At 66.5% G+C, this 18,431-nt stretch carries 15 protein-coding genes; all 15 read right to left on the bottom strand.

The genetic code is table 11. The features are described from left to right. Window positions 1-24 precede the first annotated feature (24 nt). Window positions 25-894, bottom strand: a complete 870-nt coding sequence (locus HWY30_RS04660; RefSeq protein WP_090802495.1) for a MinD/ParA family ATP-binding protein — start codon at window positions 892-894, stop codon at window positions 25-27. Next, window positions 887-2,938: a flagellar biosynthesis GTPase FlhF gene (gene flhF / locus HWY30_RS04655; RefSeq protein WP_090802494.1), complete on the bottom strand. Its 2,052-nt coding sequence runs from the start codon at window positions 2,936-2,938 to the stop codon at window positions 887-889. The genes HWY30_RS04660 and flhF overlap by 8 nt, the downstream gene beginning before the upstream one ends. 246 nt (window positions 2,939-3,184) lie before the next feature. Further along, a complete protein-coding gene (gene flhA, locus HWY30_RS04650) occupies window positions 3,185-5,287 on the bottom strand; it encodes a flagellar biosynthesis protein FlhA (protein WP_090802492.1) in 2,103 nt (700 codons plus the stop codon). Further along, a complete protein-coding gene (gene flhB, locus HWY30_RS04645) occupies window positions 5,284-6,519 on the bottom strand; it encodes a flagellar biosynthesis protein FlhB (RefSeq protein WP_090802491.1) in 1,236 nt (411 codons plus the stop codon). The genes flhA and flhB overlap by 4 nt, the downstream gene beginning before the upstream one ends. A 175-nt stretch (window positions 6,520-6,694) precedes the next feature. After that, window positions 6,695-8,020 carry a DUF3443 domain-containing protein gene (locus HWY30_RS04640; RefSeq protein WP_090802489.1) on the bottom strand — a complete coding sequence of 442 codons (1,326 nt, stop codon included), beginning with the start codon at window positions 8,018-8,020 and terminating at the stop codon, window positions 6,695-6,697. Between the two features lie 14 nt (window positions 8,021-8,034). Then, window positions 8,035-8,580: a DUF2844 domain-containing protein gene (locus HWY30_RS04635; protein WP_090805527.1), complete on the bottom strand. Its 546-nt coding sequence runs from the start codon at window positions 8,578-8,580 to the stop codon at window positions 8,035-8,037. Between the two features lie 337 nt (window positions 8,581-8,917). Next, a complete protein-coding gene (gene cheZ / locus HWY30_RS04630; protein ID WP_090802488.1) occupies window positions 8,918-9,628 on the bottom strand; it encodes a protein phosphatase CheZ in 711 nt (236 codons plus the stop codon). Window position 9,629: 1 nt separating this feature from the next. Further along, window positions 9,630-10,025: a chemotaxis response regulator CheY gene (cheY, locus tag HWY30_RS04625; protein ID WP_018418782.1), complete on the bottom strand. Its 396-nt coding sequence runs from the start codon at window positions 10,023-10,025 to the stop codon at window positions 9,630-9,632. A 61-nt stretch (window positions 10,026-10,086) separates the two neighbouring features. Continuing rightward, complete coding sequence (locus HWY30_RS04620; protein ID WP_167368668.1) at window positions 10,087-11,175, bottom strand: protein-glutamate methylesterase/protein-glutamine glutaminase; 1,089 nt, start codon at window positions 11,173-11,175, stop codon at window positions 10,087-10,089. A 5-nt stretch (window positions 11,176-11,180) separates the two neighbouring features. After that, window positions 11,181-11,897, bottom strand: coding sequence for a chemoreceptor glutamine deamidase CheD (gene cheD, locus HWY30_RS04615; RefSeq protein ID WP_090802485.1), 717 nt, complete (start codon window positions 11,895-11,897; stop codon window positions 11,181-11,183). Beyond that, a complete protein-coding gene (locus HWY30_RS04610; protein WP_090802483.1) occupies window positions 11,894-12,865 on the bottom strand; it encodes a CheR family methyltransferase in 972 nt (323 codons plus the stop codon). Before HWY30_RS04610 ends, cheD begins: the two co-directional genes overlap by 4 nt. A 204-nt stretch (window positions 12,866-13,069) precedes the next feature. Continuing rightward, complete coding sequence (locus HWY30_RS04605; protein WP_090802482.1) at window positions 13,070-14,926, bottom strand: methyl-accepting chemotaxis protein; 1,857 nt, start codon at window positions 14,924-14,926, stop codon at window positions 13,070-13,072. Between the two features lie 39 nt (window positions 14,927-14,965). Beyond that, a complete protein-coding gene (locus tag HWY30_RS04600; protein ID WP_090802480.1) occupies window positions 14,966-15,499 on the bottom strand; it encodes a chemotaxis protein CheW in 534 nt (177 codons plus the stop codon). Between the two features lie 78 nt (window positions 15,500-15,577). Then, complete coding sequence (gene cheA / locus HWY30_RS04595; protein ID WP_090802478.1) at window positions 15,578-17,938, bottom strand: chemotaxis protein CheA; 2,361 nt, start codon at window positions 17,936-17,938, stop codon at window positions 15,578-15,580. 96 nt (window positions 17,939-18,034) lie between these two features. Then, window positions 18,035-18,412, bottom strand: a complete 378-nt coding sequence (locus HWY30_RS04590) for a response regulator (protein WP_018418789.1) — start codon at window positions 18,410-18,412, stop codon at window positions 18,035-18,037. Between the last annotated feature and the right edge of the window lie 19 nt (window positions 18,413-18,431).

Here is an 18,431-nt window from a genome sequence, read left to right as displayed (position 1 = left end):
CCCCTTGTCCTTCGTGCACGCCTTTCAAGCGTGATGCGCGGACGGTTGGTCGGCGTGGTGCGCCGCTGTAACTGTCGCAGGCGCCCGCCAGGGCGTTTGCGACGACATCGCTGGCCGCATCGGCCAGTACTGCAATTCGGCGGCGAGATGGCGGAAGTCGCGCGCGGCCGGTGTCGACGGAAACGCGTCGACCACGCAGCGCGACAGCTCGAGTGCCCGTGCGATGCGCACGTCGGCCGCAATGCAGCCGGCGTTTTCCAACGCGACGCTCAGGTAACGGCCGGCCACGCCGGCGAGATTCGCGAACGCGGCCTGCGCGTCGTTGGCGCTTTGCACGTGATTCGCGAGCACGCGCAACTGCGCGATCGCGTGCGCGTAATGCAAACGCTTGATGCACGCATAGGCCTCGGTGATCGCCTCGCCCGACATGCGCGCGACGACCATCACGTCATGCGCCTGCCTGGCGAGCGGCGACAGATGCCCTTCGTCGTCGAGCTGCGCGTCGATCAGCACGATATCGGCCGAGCCGCCGAGCAGCACACCGAGTTCGGCCTCCGTATGCCCCTCGCGGTTGTTGCGCGAGGCGGACAGCACCGAAAAACCGAGCGCGTGACGCGCGGCGGCGAAATCGACCGGGCTCTCGCCGCGCATCACCGCCGCGAAGTTACCCGCGCCGCGCAAGCCGCCAAGCATCGCGCTCACCGATTTCTCACCGACGCATTCGTCGATCACCAGCACGTCCTTGCCCTGCTGTGCGAGCGCCGCGGCGAGGTTGACCGCCACGGTCGTATTACCGACGCCCGACGACGCACCCGCCAACGCGATCACGCGCGCGCCGCCGCGCCCGAGCAGCCGCCGCAACCCTTCGGCTTGATCTGAAACGAACTTATCCAAAGCGAACCTCGTGCAGCTCGGCCGTCGAACGCGCGGACAGCGAGGACAGCAAAGCGGGGATGTCGTCGTCGTGCGGCACGAACGGCGAGCTGTCGCGCGGAATGCAGAAGGTGCTCTTGATCAGGAATTTCTTCGTCGCGACGTAAAGGTTCTCTGGCACCTTCTGTCCGGTCGATACGTAATGCACCGGCAGCTTGTAGCGGATCACCGTATCGAGCACGCCGCCGAGGTTGGTCGCTTCGTCGAGCTTGGTCAGAATGCAGCCGGCGAGCGGCTGCTGGTCCGGCGCGCGCTGATACGCCTGCACGACTTCGTTCAACGTGTCGCCGTGGCTCGTTGCGTTGAGCAGCAACAGACGCTGCACCGGCTGGCCGGCGCGGCTTAGCATCGCGATCTGGTCGGACACGAGCCGGTCGCGCTGGCTCATACCGATCGTATCGATCAGCACGATGTGCTTGTTGCGCAACTCCGAGAGCGCCAACTGCAGATCGGCGCTGTCCTTCACCGCATGCACCGAAACGCCGAGAATCTTGCCGAAGATGCGCAACTGTTCATGACCGCCGATGCGGTAGCTGTCGGTCGTCAGCAGCGCCACCTTGCTCGCGCCGAAGCGCATCACGCAGCGCGCTGCGAGCTTCGCGGTGGTCGTCGTCTTGCCGACGCCGGTCGGCCCCATCAGCGCGAATACGCCGCCGCGCTCCATCAGCGCGTCTTCGTCCTCCATCACCGGCAGGTTCGACTCGAGCACCGAGCGCACCCAGTCCATGCCGCCGTCCATCGTGTCGACCTCTTCGGGCAGGTTGTCGACCAGCATCTGCACGAGCTGCGCGGAAAAGCCGGCGGCGAACAGATGCTTGGTGAGCGCGGCGCGTGCGGGACTGCGGCGCTGTCGATCGCCCCACAGCAGACCCGCGAAGTGCTCTTCCATCATGTCGCGCATCGACGACAGCTCGTTCATCACGGTGTCCTTGACGACCTGCTCCATGCGCCCCTTGATCGCTTCGGCGACGGCGGACGGCGTGCGGCTTTCGTCAGTAGCGGACGGCACGGGCGCGATCTTCTGAGCGGCGCGGCGCGCAGCGACCTCGGCGGCTTCGCGCGCCCAGTCGGGCGTGTCGATCACCGGCGGCACGGCGGCCGGCCGCGCGTCGACTGCGCTGCCGAGGCCTTTGGCGGTCGCGACGGCGGGCGTCATCGCGGCGGGACGCGCGCTGTATTGGCCGCTCTGTTGCTGCTGCTCGGCCGCGAGGCGGCGCGCGTGATCGATGAGCCACGGATTCGACTCGGCCATCGTGCGCGGCGCGGCGGCTTCGTTCGATGCGATAGCCGGCGGTACCGGCACGCCGGCAGCTTTCAGCACATCCGCGCGGATGTCTTTCGACAGGCGCGCGGCCGCGGCGCGGGCGCTCGCGCCGGAAGGCGCGGCGGCAGCGGCGGGCGTGGCCGGTGCGTTGAACGATGTGGCCGCGCTGGACGCCGACTGGCTCACGGCGGGCGCGGGGCCTGTCGCGATGGCCGCGGACGCGCCGCTCGCGCCCGGCATCGCCGGGCCGATTGGCGAATTGCCGGGCAACGCGGCGGCGGACGCTGCTTGATTCGCGGACATGCTGAGCGCCTGGCTGAGCGCCGAATTGAGCGTCGAATTGAGCGCCGTCCTGTTCACCGAGCCGGCCATGAAATCCGCAGCCGCATTCGCCGGCTCGATCGCCGGCGTCGCTTCACCACCCGCTTCCGGGCTCGCGCCGAACACCGACGAAAACACGTCCGGCATTGCGCTCGCGTACGGATTCGTCGGCGCCGCGAACAAGCCGCGCGGGGCCTGCCTCGATGCCGCACCTGAGCCCGTGCCGAGCGCCGCGGCCTGCGCGCCTTCGCGCGCTTTCGGCGTGATCGCGGCGAGGTCGCTATCGGCGAGCGCGACGATTTCGACGCTGCCGTCGTCCATCGTGCGATTCGACAGCACGACCGCATCGGGGCCAAGTGCTTCGCGAACGAGACGCAACGCATCGCGACTGGTAGCACCGACAAATTTACGAATGTTCAAGCTGGACCCCCGATGAGGTATACGGACTGACGGACCGGCGATACACCGTTTCCCATTGCGATCAATTATTGCGAAAGGCGTCGGGCGACGATCGATGGATAAAGACCGTTAAAGGTGGGTAATTCGCGCGATGGACACACGGCAGACGCATCGTTCGACGAGCCTGGGGGAGCCGTGCAAACGCAAACCGGCGCCCCATTGGAGCGCCGGTTCGTTGTATCGACAGCCGCGGGCGAGCGACCTTCGTCAGCCGTGCGCGCCGATCAGATTGACCACCTTGACGTTGCGCGTATCGGGCACTTCCGCATACGAGAGCACCTTCAGCTGCGGCAGGCTGCGGCGCAGGAAGCGCGCGAGCATCGGCCGCAGTGCGTGCTGCACCAGCAGCACCGGAGCGAGGCCAAGGTTCTGCTGACGCGTCATCGCTTTCTGCGTTTCGGTGAGCAGCGTGTTCGCGAGACCCGGTTCGAGGCCCGGGTTCGGTCCGGTCGATAGCGCCTGCGACAGCACCCGTTCGAGGTTCGCGTCTAGGCCCATCACCTGCATGTCGGCGGTCCCGGGGAACCACTGCTGCGTGATCGCGCGGCCCAGCGCGAGCCGCACCGCGGCGGTGAGGTCGTGCGGGTCGGTGAGCTTGGTCGCGTGTTCGGCGAGCGCTTCGAGGATCGTGCGCATGTCGCGAATCGGCACGCCTTCTTCGAGCAGGTTCTGCAGCACCTTTTGCAGCGTGGTGAGCGGCAGCATCTTCGGCACCAGATCGTCGACGAGCGACGCCGTGTCCTTCTGCATCCGCTCGACCAGCGACTGCACCTCGCGGCGGCCGAGCAGCTCCGACGCGTGCGTGACGACGAGGTGATTCAGGTGCGTCGCGACCACCGTGCTCGAATCGACGACCGTGTAGCCGTATACCTGCGCCTGTTCGCGCAGATTCGTGTCGATCCAGATGGCGGGCAGGCCGAACGCCGGGTCCTGGGTCGGCGTGCCCGGCAGCGCGGCCGATACCTGGCCCGGGTTGATCGCGAGCCACTGGCCCGGATACGCCTCGCCCGAGCCGACCTCGACGCCCTTCAACGCGATCCGATAGCCGTTCGGCCGCAATTCGAGGTTGTCGCGGATATGAATGACCGGCGGCAAGAAGCCGATTTCCTGCGCGAACTTCTTGCGGATGCTCTTGATCCGCTTGAGCAGCTCGCCGTCCGAGTTCTTGTCGACGAGCGGAATCAGCCGGTAGCCGACTTCGAGGCCGAGCGTGTCGATCATCGTCACGTCGTCCCAGCTCGCCTCGGCGTTTTCGATCGGCGCCAGCGCGGCCGGCGCGACGTCGACGAGCGCCGGTGCGTTCTTGCGCTCCTCGGTGCGCTTCTTCATCGTGCGGCCGAGCTGGATCAGGCCGCCGCCGAGAATCAGGAACGCGAAGTGCGGCATGCCCGGGATCAGGCCCATCAGCACGAGAATGCAGCCGGTGATCATCAGCACGCGCGGGTTCGTGAACAGCTGGCCGGTCAGCTGCGTGCCGATGTCCTCGTTGGTCGCGACGCGCGAGACAATCACGCCGGCCGCCGTCGAAATCACCAGCGACGGAATCTGCGCGACGAGGCCGTCGCCGATCGTCAGCAGCGTGTAGTTCTTGCCCGCCGCGGCAAAACTCATGTCGTGCTGGACCATCCCGACGATCAGCCCGCCGATGATGTTGATCACCATGATCAGGAGGCCGGCGACCGCATCGCCTCGCACGAACTTGCTCGCACCGTCCATCGAGCCGTAGAACTCGGCTTCCTGAGAGATCTCCTTGCGCCGCGTGCGAGCCTGCTCTTCGTTGATGAGGCCGGCGTTCAGATCGGCGTCGATCGCCATCTGCTTGCCGGGCATCGCGTCGAGCGTGAAGCGCGCGGACACTTCGGCGATCCGCCCCGCGCCCTTCGTGATCACCATGAAGTTGATCACCATCAGGATCACGAACACGACGATACCAACCGCGAAGTTGCCGCCCACGAGGAAGTGGCCGAACGACTCGATCACCTGACCGGCCGCATCGGGACCGGTATGGCCTTCGAGCAGCACGACCCGCGTCGAGGCGACGTTCAGCGACAGCCGCAGCAGCGTCGAGAACAGCAGCACGCTCGGGAACGCGGCGAAGTCGAGCGGCTTCATCGTGTACATGCTGACGAGCAGCACCATCACCGACAGCGCGATGTTGAACGTGAACAGCAGATCCAGCAGGAACGGCGGCAACGGCAGAATCATCATGCCGAGGATCATGCAGATCAGCACCGGCCCGGCGAGGGCGCGCAGGTTGGTGCTGCTCAGCGCATCCGAGCGTCGGGCGAGGAAACCGGCGCGAGCGTTCATGCGGAGGCTCCGTTGTTGTCGTCGCTAGTGGCGTCGTTGGCGTTGTCGTCGGCCGGGTTCAGCGTGTTGGCGGCTTCCTCGGCGGCGTCCTCGTCCGATACGCCGCCCTTGTCGAGTTCGGGCGGCACGTCGAGTTCGGTCGGCGCGACCGGCACGTCGCCGCCTTCGGCCTTGAAGCGGCGCAGCTGATAGACCCACGCGAGCACTTCCGCGACCGCGCCATAGAGCGGCCCCGGAATCTCGCGATTCAGATCGACGTTGTGATAGAGCGCACGCGCGAGCGGCGGCGCTTCGAGCAGCGGCACGTTGTTTTCGGTGGCGATCTCGCGAATCCGCGCGGCCACGAGGTTCACGCCCTTCGCGACCACCTTCGGCGCGCGCATCTCGCCGTCCGTGTACTGCAGCGCGACCGCGAAGTGGGTCGGGTTGGTCACGACCACGTCGGCCTTCGGCACTTGCGCCATCATGCGGCGCCGCGCGATCGCGCGCTGCTGCTGGCGAATCTTGCCCTTGATGTGCGGATCGCCTTCGCTCTCGCGATGCTCACGCTTCACTTCTTCCTTCGTCATGCGCAGCTTCTTGTGGAACGACCACAGCTGGTACGGCACGTCGAGCGCGGCCACCGCGAACATGCCGGCCACCGTCATGCCGCAGCACACCGCGATCAGATGCACGGAGTTGGCGAGCGCGAGATTGAGCGGCTGCGTCGCGAGCGCGAGGAATTGCTCGTGGCGATTCCAGATCGCCGTGCCGCCGATCAACCCCACCACCAGCGTCTTCGCGAGCGACATGCCGAGCTGGATCGGTCCGTTGATCGAAAATATGCGGCCGAGGCCCTCGATCGGGTTCAGCCGGCTGAACTTCGGCTCGAGCCCTTTCGCCGACAGCAGCCAGCCGCCCAGCGCCATCGGTGCGAGCAGCGCGGCAAGTCCGGTGACGCCGAGTATCGGCACGAGCGCGTAGAGTCCTTCGCGACCCGCTGTGCCCGCGCCGATCAGCATGCGGCTGGTGTCGAACGCGCTCGCGTGGTTGAAGGTGAGCGACGCACGCAGCATGTTCTGCAAATGCTCGCCGATGCTGCCCGACATGCCCCATACGCCGTAGAACCCGGCCGCGAGCAGCGCGAAGGTCGACAGCTCCCGCGAACGCACGATCTGCCCCTCCTCGCGCGCCTTCTGCAGGCGCCGAGGGGTGGCGGATTCGGTTTTTTCGAGGTCGCTGTCCTCTGCCACAAAGCTCTCCAGTCGGCCGAGGCACGGCGCCTCTTTCCAGTGACAGCGATTATTCCTGCTCGACGCAAGCGCCGATCGGCGGATAAGGGCGGAGAAACGGGGGTATTTCGACGGATGAGCGGACGGCTCGCGCGTCTGTCACGCAAGCCGTCCGGCATTGGATCGACGTGCGGCTTCAGTAGCCGACGAAGGGGGAGGGACCGCCGCTCGCGGTCTGATCGAGGTGGTAGTACACGTAGCGGCCGAAGAAGTACGGCAGACCGAGGTCGAAGCTGGCGCTGCCGCCGATCTGGCCGGCGAGCGTGTTGAACGCGTAGTTGCTGCCGTTGGCGAACAGCGTCTGCGCGTTCAGAATGCCGATGCTCGCGACCGCCGACACGTTGTTCTTCCCGACCAGCGTGACCGTGCGGGTCTGCGCCGACGACGGGCAATAAAATCCAGAGAACTGGCTACCGCACTGCGTGAGCGTGCTATCGCCGAAGAAATAGGCGTTCGAGCCGGAATCGAGGAACGCCTGGACGGTCGTGCCGTTAAAGGTGCTGTTGTTGAGGTCGCCGTATGGGTCGGTCGTGAATACCTGCGCAGCGGCAAGCGGGTTGTTCCCCTGCGTGCCGATGCCGAACACCAGCGTGCCGGTCGCCGACGCCTGCCCGGTGTTCGAGACCGGCGCCATCTGCACGATCACGCCGTTGTTGTCGAGCGGGAAGTTCGCGACCGGGTTGGCGACCTGTTGCGTCAGCGGCACCGCGGTGCGCGTGCACGACGTGCCGTTCGGGCAGGCGAAGTAGTTGCTGTAGTTCGCCGCGGTCGCCGGGTTCGCGCACGTATTGCCGCAATCGGTCAGCGCGGTGCCGATGCCGAGAATGCCGTTCGCGCCGAGATCGCCGACCGTGTTTTCGGCCATGCCGCTGCCGCAGGCGCTCGTGGGCACCGTGCTCGCCGACTTGTCGCCGATGATCTGCAGCGGGATGCTGCTGGTCGTCGTTTCACCGCCGATCGTCACGATCGCGGTGCGCACCGAGCCCCACGTGTAACCGTCCGCGAAAGTCGCGCACTCGGCGAGCTGCGCGCCGTTGCTGCCGATCGTGCTGACCGGCAGCGCGCCGAGCAGCGTCGAATTGAGCGTGGAACTGACCACGCGCAAGCCGAACGACCCGGTGTCGACCTGGATATTGTCGATGGTCTGACAGTTGCTGGTCGAGCCTGGCGCGCAGATCCTCACGCTGACGGTCGGGATGTTGATGACACCGGCCACGCCCCGGCCGACCGTGATCGGCACCGTGTTCGACGCGTTCGCGGAGATCGGCTGCTGGGTCGGGCTGGCCGGCAGCGAACCGCCGTTCAGTCCGTTCGAGGTGTTGCCGCCATTGTTGGAACTGGAGTTGTTGTCGCTACCGCCGCCTCCGCCTCCGCCGCAGGCGACGAGCGTCGCCGTGAGCAGCACGGCAAGCGCGGCCTGCATCCAGCTTTTGATGTTCGCGGTCGTGAGCATGGTTCGCATCGTGGTCCTCGCCGTTACTGGATGTCGGAACCGCTGACGCCGGCCGGCAGCGCGGAGGGCAGCCACGCGACGCCGCTGAACGCGCCCATGTGGCCGCCCGAACGCACCACCAGCCCGCTCTCGTCGACGGCGACCGGCCCCCGCGCATTGCTGCGCGCGGCCCGCACGGCCTTCACGCCGGCCACGTACTGCGGGAAATAACTGCCGAGCAGATCACTGAGATCGGGCATTTGCGGACCATGCCACGAAATGCCGAATACCGCGCCGCTCGTGCTCAGGTATTCGCGCACCACGGTGCCGTTGCCGAACGTGGTCTCGCGTACCGTGTAGGAAGCGGGTGTGGAAGATGTGGAAGACGCCGCGCTCGATTCAGAACGCATGACACTTTGCGATGTGCCGCTGGCGGGCTGCACCACGCGGGAGGACACCGACGCGTCGGACGGGGGGGTAAGCGGCGCGCTGCCCAACGCCGCATAAGCGGATTGCGCGGCCGTCAGGGCCAGTAACGAACATGGCAATACGAGCGCCGTGACTCCGGCGCGACCAATACGACTCCACATGAGAAGCTCCTCCCGAGCCGCGGCACGCTTCGCCGACTGCGCGAAGCGGCCGCTTATAGGCAGATGATACGGCACCGCCGCGGCCGCAACGCTGAGGGATGGCCTCACCGGGCGACTGCCCGGCGTTGCGCGGGCCGGGTGCCGTACCGCTTTGACCTCGTAGTATGCCTGCGGATTCTTTCAGCCGGCGCAAGGCGCGCCCACGCGCGCGACTTGCCGACTATTACTAGCAGGAAAACGTACGGAAGATGGGTAGCCGGTACTCATTGAATGCGTGTTTGGCGCAAATCGCGGAGAAACCACCAGCCCGGCGCGCTTGCCGGGCCGAGTCACTTGCTCAGAAACCGAGGCTCGCGAGCAGATCGTCGACCTGCGATTGATCCTGCACCACATCCGTCTTGCCTTCCGGATTGATCTGCGGACCGTTGAGCAGATGCTCCGGGCTGCCCGTCGACGACACCTCCGCCTTGAGAGCCGCGGCGTTCGCCGCGAACTGCTCGCGCCGCTCGAGCGCGATGTTCTCGACCAGCACGCCGAGCAGCTGCTGCTCGATCAGATAGACGACGTCGGTGATCTTCTTGATCACCTGGCCGGTCAGATCCTGGAAGTCCTGCGCGAGCATGATCTCCATCAGCTGCGAGTTGGTCGCGCCGGTCGCCTCGGGCACGCCGCGCAGGAAGGTGCGCGTGTCGTTCATCAGCGCGCGCACTTCCTCGCGCTCGATCGGCGCCGCGTACCACTGCTCCCAGCGAGCGTCGAGCGTGCCCGCGTCTGTCTGCAGCTGCTCCTGGATCGGCTTCGCGATGTCGATCGCCGACAGCACGCGCTCGGCGGCCTGCTCGGTCATGTTGGCGATGTACTTCAGACGATCGCGCGCATCGGGCACGGCTTCGGCCGCGCGCTCGACGTGCTTGTCGAGCCCGAGTTCGCGCATCGAATCGCGCAGCGTGCGCGTCAGTTGTCCGATGCGGGCAAGGATGCGGTCCGACGCGAAGTCGCCGCTGTCGTTGTCCGCTTCGGCGCCAGGCGTTTGGGTCGGCGGCGTCACGTCAGCTCCCGGCTTTCGCCATCTTCTCGAGGATCTTGTTGAGCTTCTCGTCGAGCGTCGCGGCCGTGAACGGCTTGACGACGTAACCGCTCGCGCCGGCCTGCGCCGCCGCGATGATGTTTTCCTTCTTCGACTCGGCCGTCACCATCAACACCGGCAGGTGCGCGAGGCTCGCGTCGGCGCGGATTTCCTTCAGCATCGCGAGACCGTCGAGGTTCGGCATGTTCCAGTCGGAGATCACGAACTCGTAGCTGCCGCTGCGCAGACGCGCGAGACCGGCCGCGCCGTCTTCCGCCTCGTCGACGTTCGAGTAGCCCAGTTCCTTCAGCAGGTTGCGGACGATCCGGCGCATCGTCGGAAAATCGTCAACCACCAGAATCTTCATTCCCTTGTCCATTTCTTTCCCTTTGCTTGATCCATGTTGCGGCGCTCGGCCGCGTCATTCCATCCGGCACGCATCATACCCGCTGAACGCGGTCACCCATCGACGACAAACGTGCCATCACGCGCCGGCTCATGTCCGGCAGCGCGGCGATTTCGTCGGCCGCGCCGAGCGCGATCGCCTCGCGCGGCATGCCGAACACGATGCAACTCGCCTCGTCCTGCGCCAGCGTGTAGGCACCGGCCTTTTTCATCTCCAGCAGCCCGGCCGCGCCGTCGCGCCCCATGCCGGTCAGGATCACGCCAACGGCGTTCTTGCCCGCTTGCTGCGCGGCCGAACGGAACAGCACATCGACCGACGGACGATGCCGGTTCACCGGCGGGTCGTCGGACAGATGCGCAATATAGTTCGCACCGCTCCTCGCGAGCAACAGATGCGCATGGCCGGGCGCGATGTACGCGTGCCCCGGCAGCACACGCTCGCCGTGCTCTGCTTCTTTAACGGTAATCCGGCACAAACCATTGAGGCGTTGCGCGAAAGATTTCGTAAAGCCCGGCGGCATGTGCTGCGCGATCAGCACCGCGGGCGCGTCGGGTGGCAGTGGCACCAGCACTTCGCGGATCGCTTCGGTGCCGCCCGTCGAGGCGCCGACGATAACCAGCTTCTCGGTACTCAGCAGCGGGTTGTTGAAGAGCGGCGCGGCGCCGGCCGGCGCCTGCGCGGTCTGGGTGGCCGCATGCTGCGCCGGCGCGGCCTGGCGTACGCGCGCGCGGGCTGCCGCGCGAACCTTGTCGGCGAGCTTTTCCGCGTAGTCGAGCATGCCGTCGCGAATGCCGACCTTCGGCTTGGTCACGAAATCGACCGCGCCGAGTTCGAGCGCGCGCAGCGTGATTTCGTTGCCGCGCTCGGTCAGCGACGACACCATCACGACCGGCATCGGCCGCAGACGCATCAGCTTCTCGAGAAAGTCGAGGCCGTCCATGCGCGGCATTTCGACGTCGAGCGTCAACACGTCCGGGTTGTGCTGCTTGATGAGCTCGCGCGCGACGAGCGGATCGGGTGCCGTCGCGACCACCGTCATGTCCGGCTGGCTATTGATGATTTCGGTCATCAGGCTGCGGATCAGCGCCGAATCGTCGACGCACAATACCTTGATCTTTTGCACAGCGCTCACGCCTCCTCTGTGGTTCTGGCGTTGTTGGAATGAGTCGGGCGCGGGCTCGCGCCGAACAGTTCGATTCTCGGCCGCGCGGCGGCGGCCGGCTTCGCGAACAGCTCGACCCGCTTGCGCGCGGCGGCGAGCCGCTCCGCGCGTGCTTCGGCGCTTTGCCGCACGAGCGCCTGCTCGCGCTCGGCGACGCCCGCTTCCTGTTGCAAGCGCAATTTCTTCACCATCACCTGACCGGTGCGCGGCATGAACGCGACCTTGCGCGGGTGCGAGCCCTGCAGGTCCTCGGCGACGATGCGGATCTTTTCGGTGGCCAGATAGCGGCGCACGAACTCGGAGTTGCGATCGCCGATGTTCATCGTCGTCATGCCCGCGAGCACCGCGCCGCCGCCGAACACCTTGGCCTCGAAGCGCTCGCGCCGCCCGCCCGCCTTGATCAGTTCGTTGATCAGCACTTCCATCGCGTACGCGCCGTAGCGCATCGAGTCCGACGCGGCCTGCGCGATGTCGGCGCCGTCGTCGGGCAGCATGAAGTGATTCATGCCGCCGATGCCCGCGGTGCGGTCCTGGATGCAGGCCGCGACGCACGAGCCGAGCACGGTTACGAGCACCATGTCTTCGCTCGTCGTATAGAACTCGTTGGGCAACAGCTTCACGCCGGGGCGCTGGAAGTGGTTGTCGTAGTACAGGTTCGAAGCGATCGGCAGCGTGCTGCTCATGCGGCCACCCCGCTCGATTGATGCGCGTCATGCGCGTCAGGCGCGTTGGCGCGCGACGGCGCGCGCGCGCCGCCCGCGTCGCGCGTCAGTTCGTAGACGGTCTGGCCGCGCAACCGGAACGCTTGCGTCACGTACGTGAAGTTTTCCGAATGGCCGGCGAACAACAGGCCACCCGGTTTCATCAGCGGCTCGAAGCGCGACAGCACCTGCGCCTGCGTCGGCTTGTCGAAATAGATCATCACGTTGCGGCAGAAGATCGCGTCGAACTGCGTGCGCAACTGGTAATCGCGATTGGTCAGGTTCAGTTGCTCGAAGCGCACGAGCGCGCGCACTTCGGGACGCACCTTGACCATCCCCGCATGCGCGCCCGTGCCCTTCAGGAAGAAGCGCTTCAACCGCTCGGGCGACAGGTGCTTGACCTGGTCGAACTGGTAGACGCCGGCCTCGGCCTTCGCGAGCACCTGGGTGTCGATGTCGGTCGCGAGCACCGACGCCTGGCGCGCGCCGCTGTCGCCGAGCGCCTCGATCAGCGTCATTGCGATCGAGTACGGCTCCTCACCCGTCGATGCCGCCGAGCACCACACGGACACTGGTTGCGCACGGCGCGGCACGAACTCGGCGAGGATCGGAAAGTGATGGGCTTCGCGGAAAAACGCCGTGAGGTTGGTGGTCAGGGCATTGGTGAACGCTTCCCACTCGGCCGGATCGTTTTCCGCTTCGAGCAGATCGAGATACTGCCGGAACGTATCGATGCCGCGCGCCCGCAAGCGGCGCGCGAGGCGGCTATACGCCATGTCGCGCTTGTGGTCCGACAGCGAGATGCCCGCCCCGCGATGAATCAGCTCGCGGATGCGGGCGAAATCGGCCGCCGTAAATTCGAAATCGCGGCCCGTCTCGACGGACCTGGCCGGCTCTGTGCCGTCAGGTGCTGCCCGCGCGGGGCGTTGTGTTGCGCGCGTTGCCATCATGAAAATTCCTGTCTGCGATATGAGCCATCACGCTCGCCGCCCAGCCGGACTGCCTGAGAGGTAGGAATTGTCGTCGCGGGGTCGCGCCCTCCCGCGAGTACCATCGACATATGGCCGGCTCGCGACACGCGTGCTGCGCGTGCTTCGATGCTTCGCCCATCCGCGGGCGCGATGCCGGTTGACCACATGTCACTCTGCCGTTGCCTAAAACGTTTCCCAGTCCGCGTCCGAACTCGCCTTCGCCGTGCCCGGCGGAGCGGCGCGCGTGGGCGTGTCGGTCGCGACGCGAGCCGCGGCTGCGGCCGGCCGGGGCTTCAATGTCGGTTCGACGCGTGCGGCCGCGTCGTGCTGCGTCGGGGTCGCCGCGCTCGCCGCGATTGCCTTCGATTCCTTGCTCGCGCCCACCGGGTTCACCGAAGTCGCCGCGCTCGCCGCTTGCGGTGCAGCCCTGGCGGGCCGCACGGGCGTCTGCGCACGCGTCGCCGGGGCGCTCTGACGCGCCGGTGTGCCGGTTACCTTCCAGCCGCCCAGCACCGCCTGCAACTGCCGCGTCTGATCTTCGAGCGACGCCGCCGCGGCCGCCGCCTGTTCGACCAGCGCCGCGTTCTGCTGCGTGACCGAATCCATCTGCACGACCGCGCGGTTGACCTGCTCGATGCCGCCCGACTGCTCTTCCGACGCCGCGCTGATCTCGCCCATGATGTCGGTCACGCGACGCACCGCCTGCACGATTTCTTCCATCGTCGTGCCCGCGCGGCCGACCAGCTCGGAGCCGCTCTTGACCTTGTCGGCCGAATCGCCGATCAGCTCCTTGATCTCCTTCGCGGCGCTCGCGCTGCGCTGCGCGAGGCTGCGCACTTCGCCCGCGACGACCGCGAATCCGCGGCCCTGTTCGCCGGCGCGTGCGGCTTCGACCGCCGCGTTCAGCGCGAGGATGTTGGTCTGGAACGCGATGCCCTCGATCACGCCGATGATGTCGACGACCTTGTTCGAACTGGTCGCGATTTGCTGCATCGTCGTGACGACCTGGCTCACCACGTCGCCGCCGCGCGTCGCGATGTCCGACGCGTTGACGGCGAGCTGGCTCGCCTGGCGCGCGTTCTCGGTGTTCTGCCGCACGGTGCCGGTCAGCTGATCCATGCTCGATGCGGTTTCCTGCAGCGACGCCGCTTGCTGCTCGGTGCGCTGCGACAGATCGGTGTTGCCCATCGCGATTTCGCGCGCGCCGGTGTCGATCGATTCGGTGCCGCTGCGCACCGCGCGCACCATCGTCGCGAGGCTTTCCTGCATCCGCTTGATGCCCGCGAACAGACGGCCGATTTCATTGTTGCTGAACACCTCGACGGGGGTAGACAGGTCGCCCCCGGCGATCCGCTCGAAACAAGCGGTCGCGTCGTTCAGCGGCTGCACGATGAGACCGCGCAGCGCGAAACGGATGCCGACCACCACCAGCAGCGCGAACACCGTGGTCACGCCGATCAGCATGATCATCAGCGACGCGCTCGACTGCGCGCTCGTTTCCTGATCGGCCACGCTCTGCCGCAACGCCTGGATCACCGCGGCGCCGGCCGTGTCGTAGGCGATGAACATCGGGCTGATCTTCGTGTCCGCGACCGCGTGATACGCGTCGAGATTGTTCGCGTTCAACGCGGCGAATTCGACGTCGACGCCGTCGTGCATCACCGTCGTATGCTTCGCGAGCACATCGTCGAGCAAGGCCTGCTCGACGCGGTGCTTCGGCGCGTCGAGATACGCCTGCCAGCTCTGCTTGCTCTTGCCGAGCAGCTCCTGCCCGCGATCGAGCGCCTTCTTCGCCTCGTCCGCGTTACCGGCGGCCGTCAGCGTGTTGAAGCGATCGATCGCGATGCGCGAACGCAACAGATACGCCGACGCATCGTCGAGCGCATGAATCGCGACCAGTTCGCCGCGTGCGATGCGATCGAGCGAGCCGCTCGCGCGATTCAGCGCAGTCAGCCCGAGCGCGCCGACTACTGCGGTCAGCGTCACCAGAAGAATCCCCACCATCGTCAGCGACGTGCGGATCGACCACCTGCTCAGCATTTCGATGCTCCTTGTGCCGGGTTCCGTTACTGCCTGCGCTCAGACGCCGAGCGTTTCGGTCAGCGACATCTCGGAGCTGGTCATCAGCTTCTCGATGTCCATCAGGATCAGCATGCGGCCGTCGACCGTGCCGAGACCGGTCAGGTATTCGGTCGTCAGCGTCGCGCCGAATTCCGGTGCCGGCATGATCTGATCGACCGCGAGCGTCAGCACGTCCGATACGCCGTCCACGACCATGCCGACCACGCGATGCGCGACGTTCAGGATGATCACGACGGTCTGATGGTCGTACTCGACGCGGCCGAGATGGAACTTGATCCGCATGTCGACGATCGGCACGATGATGCCGCGCAGGTTGATCACGCCCTTGATGAACTCGGGCGCGTTGGCGATGCGCGTCACGTTGTCGTAGCCGCGGATTTCCTGCACCTTCAGGATGTCGATGCCGTACTCTTCCGCGCCGAGCGTGAAGACGAGGAATTCCTGACCGCCGGCGTCCGCCTGCGCGTCGCGGCGGCCATTCGTACCGCTCGCGTTTGCGACGCTCGAATTGATGGATTGGACTTCTGCCACGTTAGCCCCCAAACGGTTGGGATGAATTGAGTTGAAGTTGTGTTGCGATGTCTGTCAGTGCCGCGTTTGCTGCGTGCGTTACGCGAGGCTCATCGCCTGCGCATGCCCATGCGCATGACGCGATTCGCGGTTCAGCGCCGCGACGTCCACGATCAGCGCGACGCTGCCGTCGCCCAGAATGGTCGCCGCGGAAATGCCGTGCACCTTGCGGTAGTTCGTTTCCAGATTCTTCACGACCACCTGCTGCTGGCCGACGAGTTCATCGATCAGCATCGCGAAGCGCCGTCCCTCGGTCTGCATGATCGTGACGATGCCCTGGGTCGGCTCCTGCTTCGCATCCGACACGTTGAACACCTCGTGCAGCGCGACGAGCGGCAGGTATTCGCCGCGCACGCGCACCACGCGCTCGCCGTTGGCGACCGTGTAAATGTCTTCGGCTCGCGGTTGCAGCGACTCCATCACGAAGTTCAGCGGCAGGATGAAGATCTCGTTGCCGACCTTCACCGACATGCCGTCGAGGATCGCGAGCGTGAGCGGCAGCACGATCCGCGTGGTGCTGCCCTTGCCCGCGTGCGACGTGATCTCGACGTGACCGCCCATCGACTGGATGTTGCGCTTCACCACGTCCATGCCGACGCCGCGGCCGGACACGTCGGTGACCTGCTCGGCGGTCGAGAAGCCCGGCAGGAAGATCAGGTTCCAGACTTCCTCGTCGCTCATCGTGTCGCTGACCTGCATGCCCTGCTTGGCCGCCTTCGCGAGGATCTTGTCGCGGCGCAGGCCCGCGCCGTCGTCGCTGACCTCGATCACGATGTTGCCGCCGTGGTGCGCCGCCGACAGCACCAGCTGACCGGTCGAATCCTTGCCCGCCGCGCGCCGCGCCTCGACGGTCTCGATGCCGTGGTCGAGACTGTTGCGCACGAGGTGGGTCAACGGGTCGATGATCCGTTCGATGAGGCTCTTGTCGAGTTCGGTCGCCTGACCGAAGGTGACGAGTTCGACCTCCTTGCCGAGTTTCGCCGCGAGATCGCGCACCAGACGCGGGAAGCGGCTGAACACGTAATCCATCGGCATCATGCGGATCGACATCACCGCTTCCTGCAGATCGCGCGCGTTGCGCTCGAGTTGCGCCATGCCGTTGAAGAGCCGGTCGTGCAGCGCCGGATCGAAGGTGCTGGTGGTCTCCGCGAGCATCGCCTGCGTGATCACCAGCTCGCCGACCAGATTGATCAGCTGATCGACCTTCTCGACGCCGACGCGAATCGAGCTGCCTTCGGCGCCGGCCGCCGCGGCGGCCGGACGGGCCGCCTTGCGGTCCTGATCGGCGGACGCGGCCGAAGCCGGTTTGGCCGCCGCCTGAGCCGCCGCGGGTGCCGCTGGCGGCGGCTCGATGCTGTCCGCCTGAGCGGGTGCGCTTTCGGGCGCAGCGATGAGGGCCGCTGGGGTCGATGATGCCGCGGGCTCCGTGTGAAGGACCGGCTGCGCCTGCGCTTGCGCCGCGGGAGCGGCGGGCGCGACCTGCGCGGATTGCGCCGGTGTCGGAGCGGCAGCGTCGGGCGTTCCAGGTTCGCCCTGCTGCGCGTCGTCCACCGGCGCGGTGCCACGGCCGATCGTGATCTGACTTTCGTCGATCACGAAGCAGCACACGGCGATGATGTCGTCGGAAGATACGTCGCTCGAGAGCCACAGCGTCAGATCGCTGCCGCTCTTGACCTGCCCGACGATGTTGCCCAGGTTGCCCAGCTCTTCGGCGAGCAGTTCCTGGTCTTTCTCTCCCACGCCCCGTAGCGTAATTTTCAGATGTGGGCCGGCGCTGTCGGCCGTGCCCGCGGCTTGTCCGGTCTGTGCCGGTTCGCCGTCGATCCATTCGCCCGCCGCCTGCACCGCCTGTTCGACGACGTGCTCGGGCGGGGTGCCGCCTTGCTGCTGTACCGCGGTTGCTTGTGTTGTTGTTTGGGTTGCCGTCGCCTGCGCTGCTGCGGGCGCGGGGGCGCTCACGGCCGGCGCGGTTGCGGCGCTCGCCGCCGCTGCCGGCGCGCCGCCCATGCGGCTTTCCGCGTGCAGCTGCTCCAGCTTCGCGCAGATCGCGCGCGCCGCCGCCGCATCGGGCTCGGCGCTCGCGCGATAGTCGGCGAGCTGGCCGGACAGCACGTCCTTGGTTTCGAGGAACGTGTCGATCATGTCCTTGCGCAGCACCAGCTCGTTGTTGCGCGCGCGATCGAGCAGCGACTCGAGAATGTGCGTGGTCTCGGTGAGCGCGGTGAAACCGAACGTCGCCGCGCCGCCCTTGATCGAATGCGCGGCGCGAAAGATCGCCGCGAGGTCTTCGGGGTCCGGGTGGGCCACGTCGAGATTGAGCAGCAATTGCTCCATCTGCGCGAGCAGTTCGTCCGCTTCGTCGAAGAACGTCTGATAGAACTGTGTGATGTCGAGTGTCATGCCTGGTTCACCGCGAGAGTGCCTGTCTGGCTTGAGTCGCCGTAAAGGCGCGTCGAGAGCTATCTGTACTGTGTCTAAAGGTGTTGATGACGCGGATCAAGCCGGGTCCGGTTCGGCCAGCGCCGCCACCAGCTCGGTCAGCATGTCCGGGTCGAGCGGCTTTTCGATCCAGCCGGTCGCGCCCGCCGCGCGCGCCGCCTCTTTGAAGGGTTCGCCCGATTCCGTCGTGAGGACGAGGATGGGCGTCGCCTGATAGGCCGGATTTCCGCGCAACGCGGTGATCAGATCGAGACCGGTCTTGCCGGGCATGTGCTGGTCGGTCAACACGAGATCGAACGCCATCGCGAGCGCGTTTTCGAGCCCTTCGTTGCCGTCCGCCGCGAGCGTGACTTCATAGCCGGCGCCCGTCAGCGTCGCGGCGAGGATCTGCCGCATCGATGCCGAATCGTCGATTGCCAGGATGTGCCTGATCATGAAAACCTCGCTGCGCTTA

Source organism: Paraburkholderia tuberum STM678 (genome assembly GCF_902833905.1).
In the GTDB taxonomy this organism is placed as follows: Bacteria; Pseudomonadota; Gammaproteobacteria; order Burkholderiales; family Burkholderiaceae; genus Paraburkholderia; species Paraburkholderia tuberum.
This window is presented reverse-complemented; position numbering and strand designations above follow the sequence as displayed.

What these genes read in the sequence shown, in the direction of transcription:
- flhA (WP_090802492.1), bottom strand. Translation starts at nt 5,287, where the DNA reads ATGAACGCTCGCGCCGGTTTCCTCGCCCGACGCTCGGATGCGCTGAGC.
- HWY30_RS04640 (WP_090802489.1), bottom strand. Translation starts at nt 8,020, where the DNA reads ATGCGAACCATGCTCACGACCGCGAACATCAAAAGCTGGATGCAGGCC.
- HWY30_RS04635 (WP_090805527.1), bottom strand. Translation starts at nt 8,580, where the DNA reads ATGTGGAGTCGTATTGGTCGCGCCGGAGTCACGGCGCTCGTATTGCCA.
- cheY (WP_018418782.1), bottom strand. Translation starts at nt 10,025, where the DNA reads ATGGACAAGGGAATGAAGATTCTGGTGGTTGACGATTTTCCGACGATG.
- cheD (WP_090802485.1), bottom strand. Translation starts at nt 11,897, where the DNA reads ATGAGCAGCACGCTGCCGATCGCTTCGAACCTGTACTACGACAACCAC.
- HWY30_RS04610 (WP_090802483.1), bottom strand. Translation starts at nt 12,865, where the DNA reads ATGATGGCAACGCGCGCAACACAACGCCCCGCGCGGGCAGCACCTGAC.
- HWY30_RS04605 (WP_090802482.1), bottom strand. Translation starts at nt 14,926, where the DNA reads ATGCTGAGCAGGTGGTCGATCCGCACGTCGCTGACGATGGTGGGGATT.
- cheA (WP_090802478.1), bottom strand. Translation starts at nt 17,938, where the DNA reads ATGACACTCGACATCACACAGTTCTATCAGACGTTCTTCGACGAAGCG.
- HWY30_RS04590 (WP_018418789.1), bottom strand. Translation starts at nt 18,412, where the DNA reads ATGATCAGGCACATCCTGGCAATCGACGATTCGGCATCGATGCGGCAG.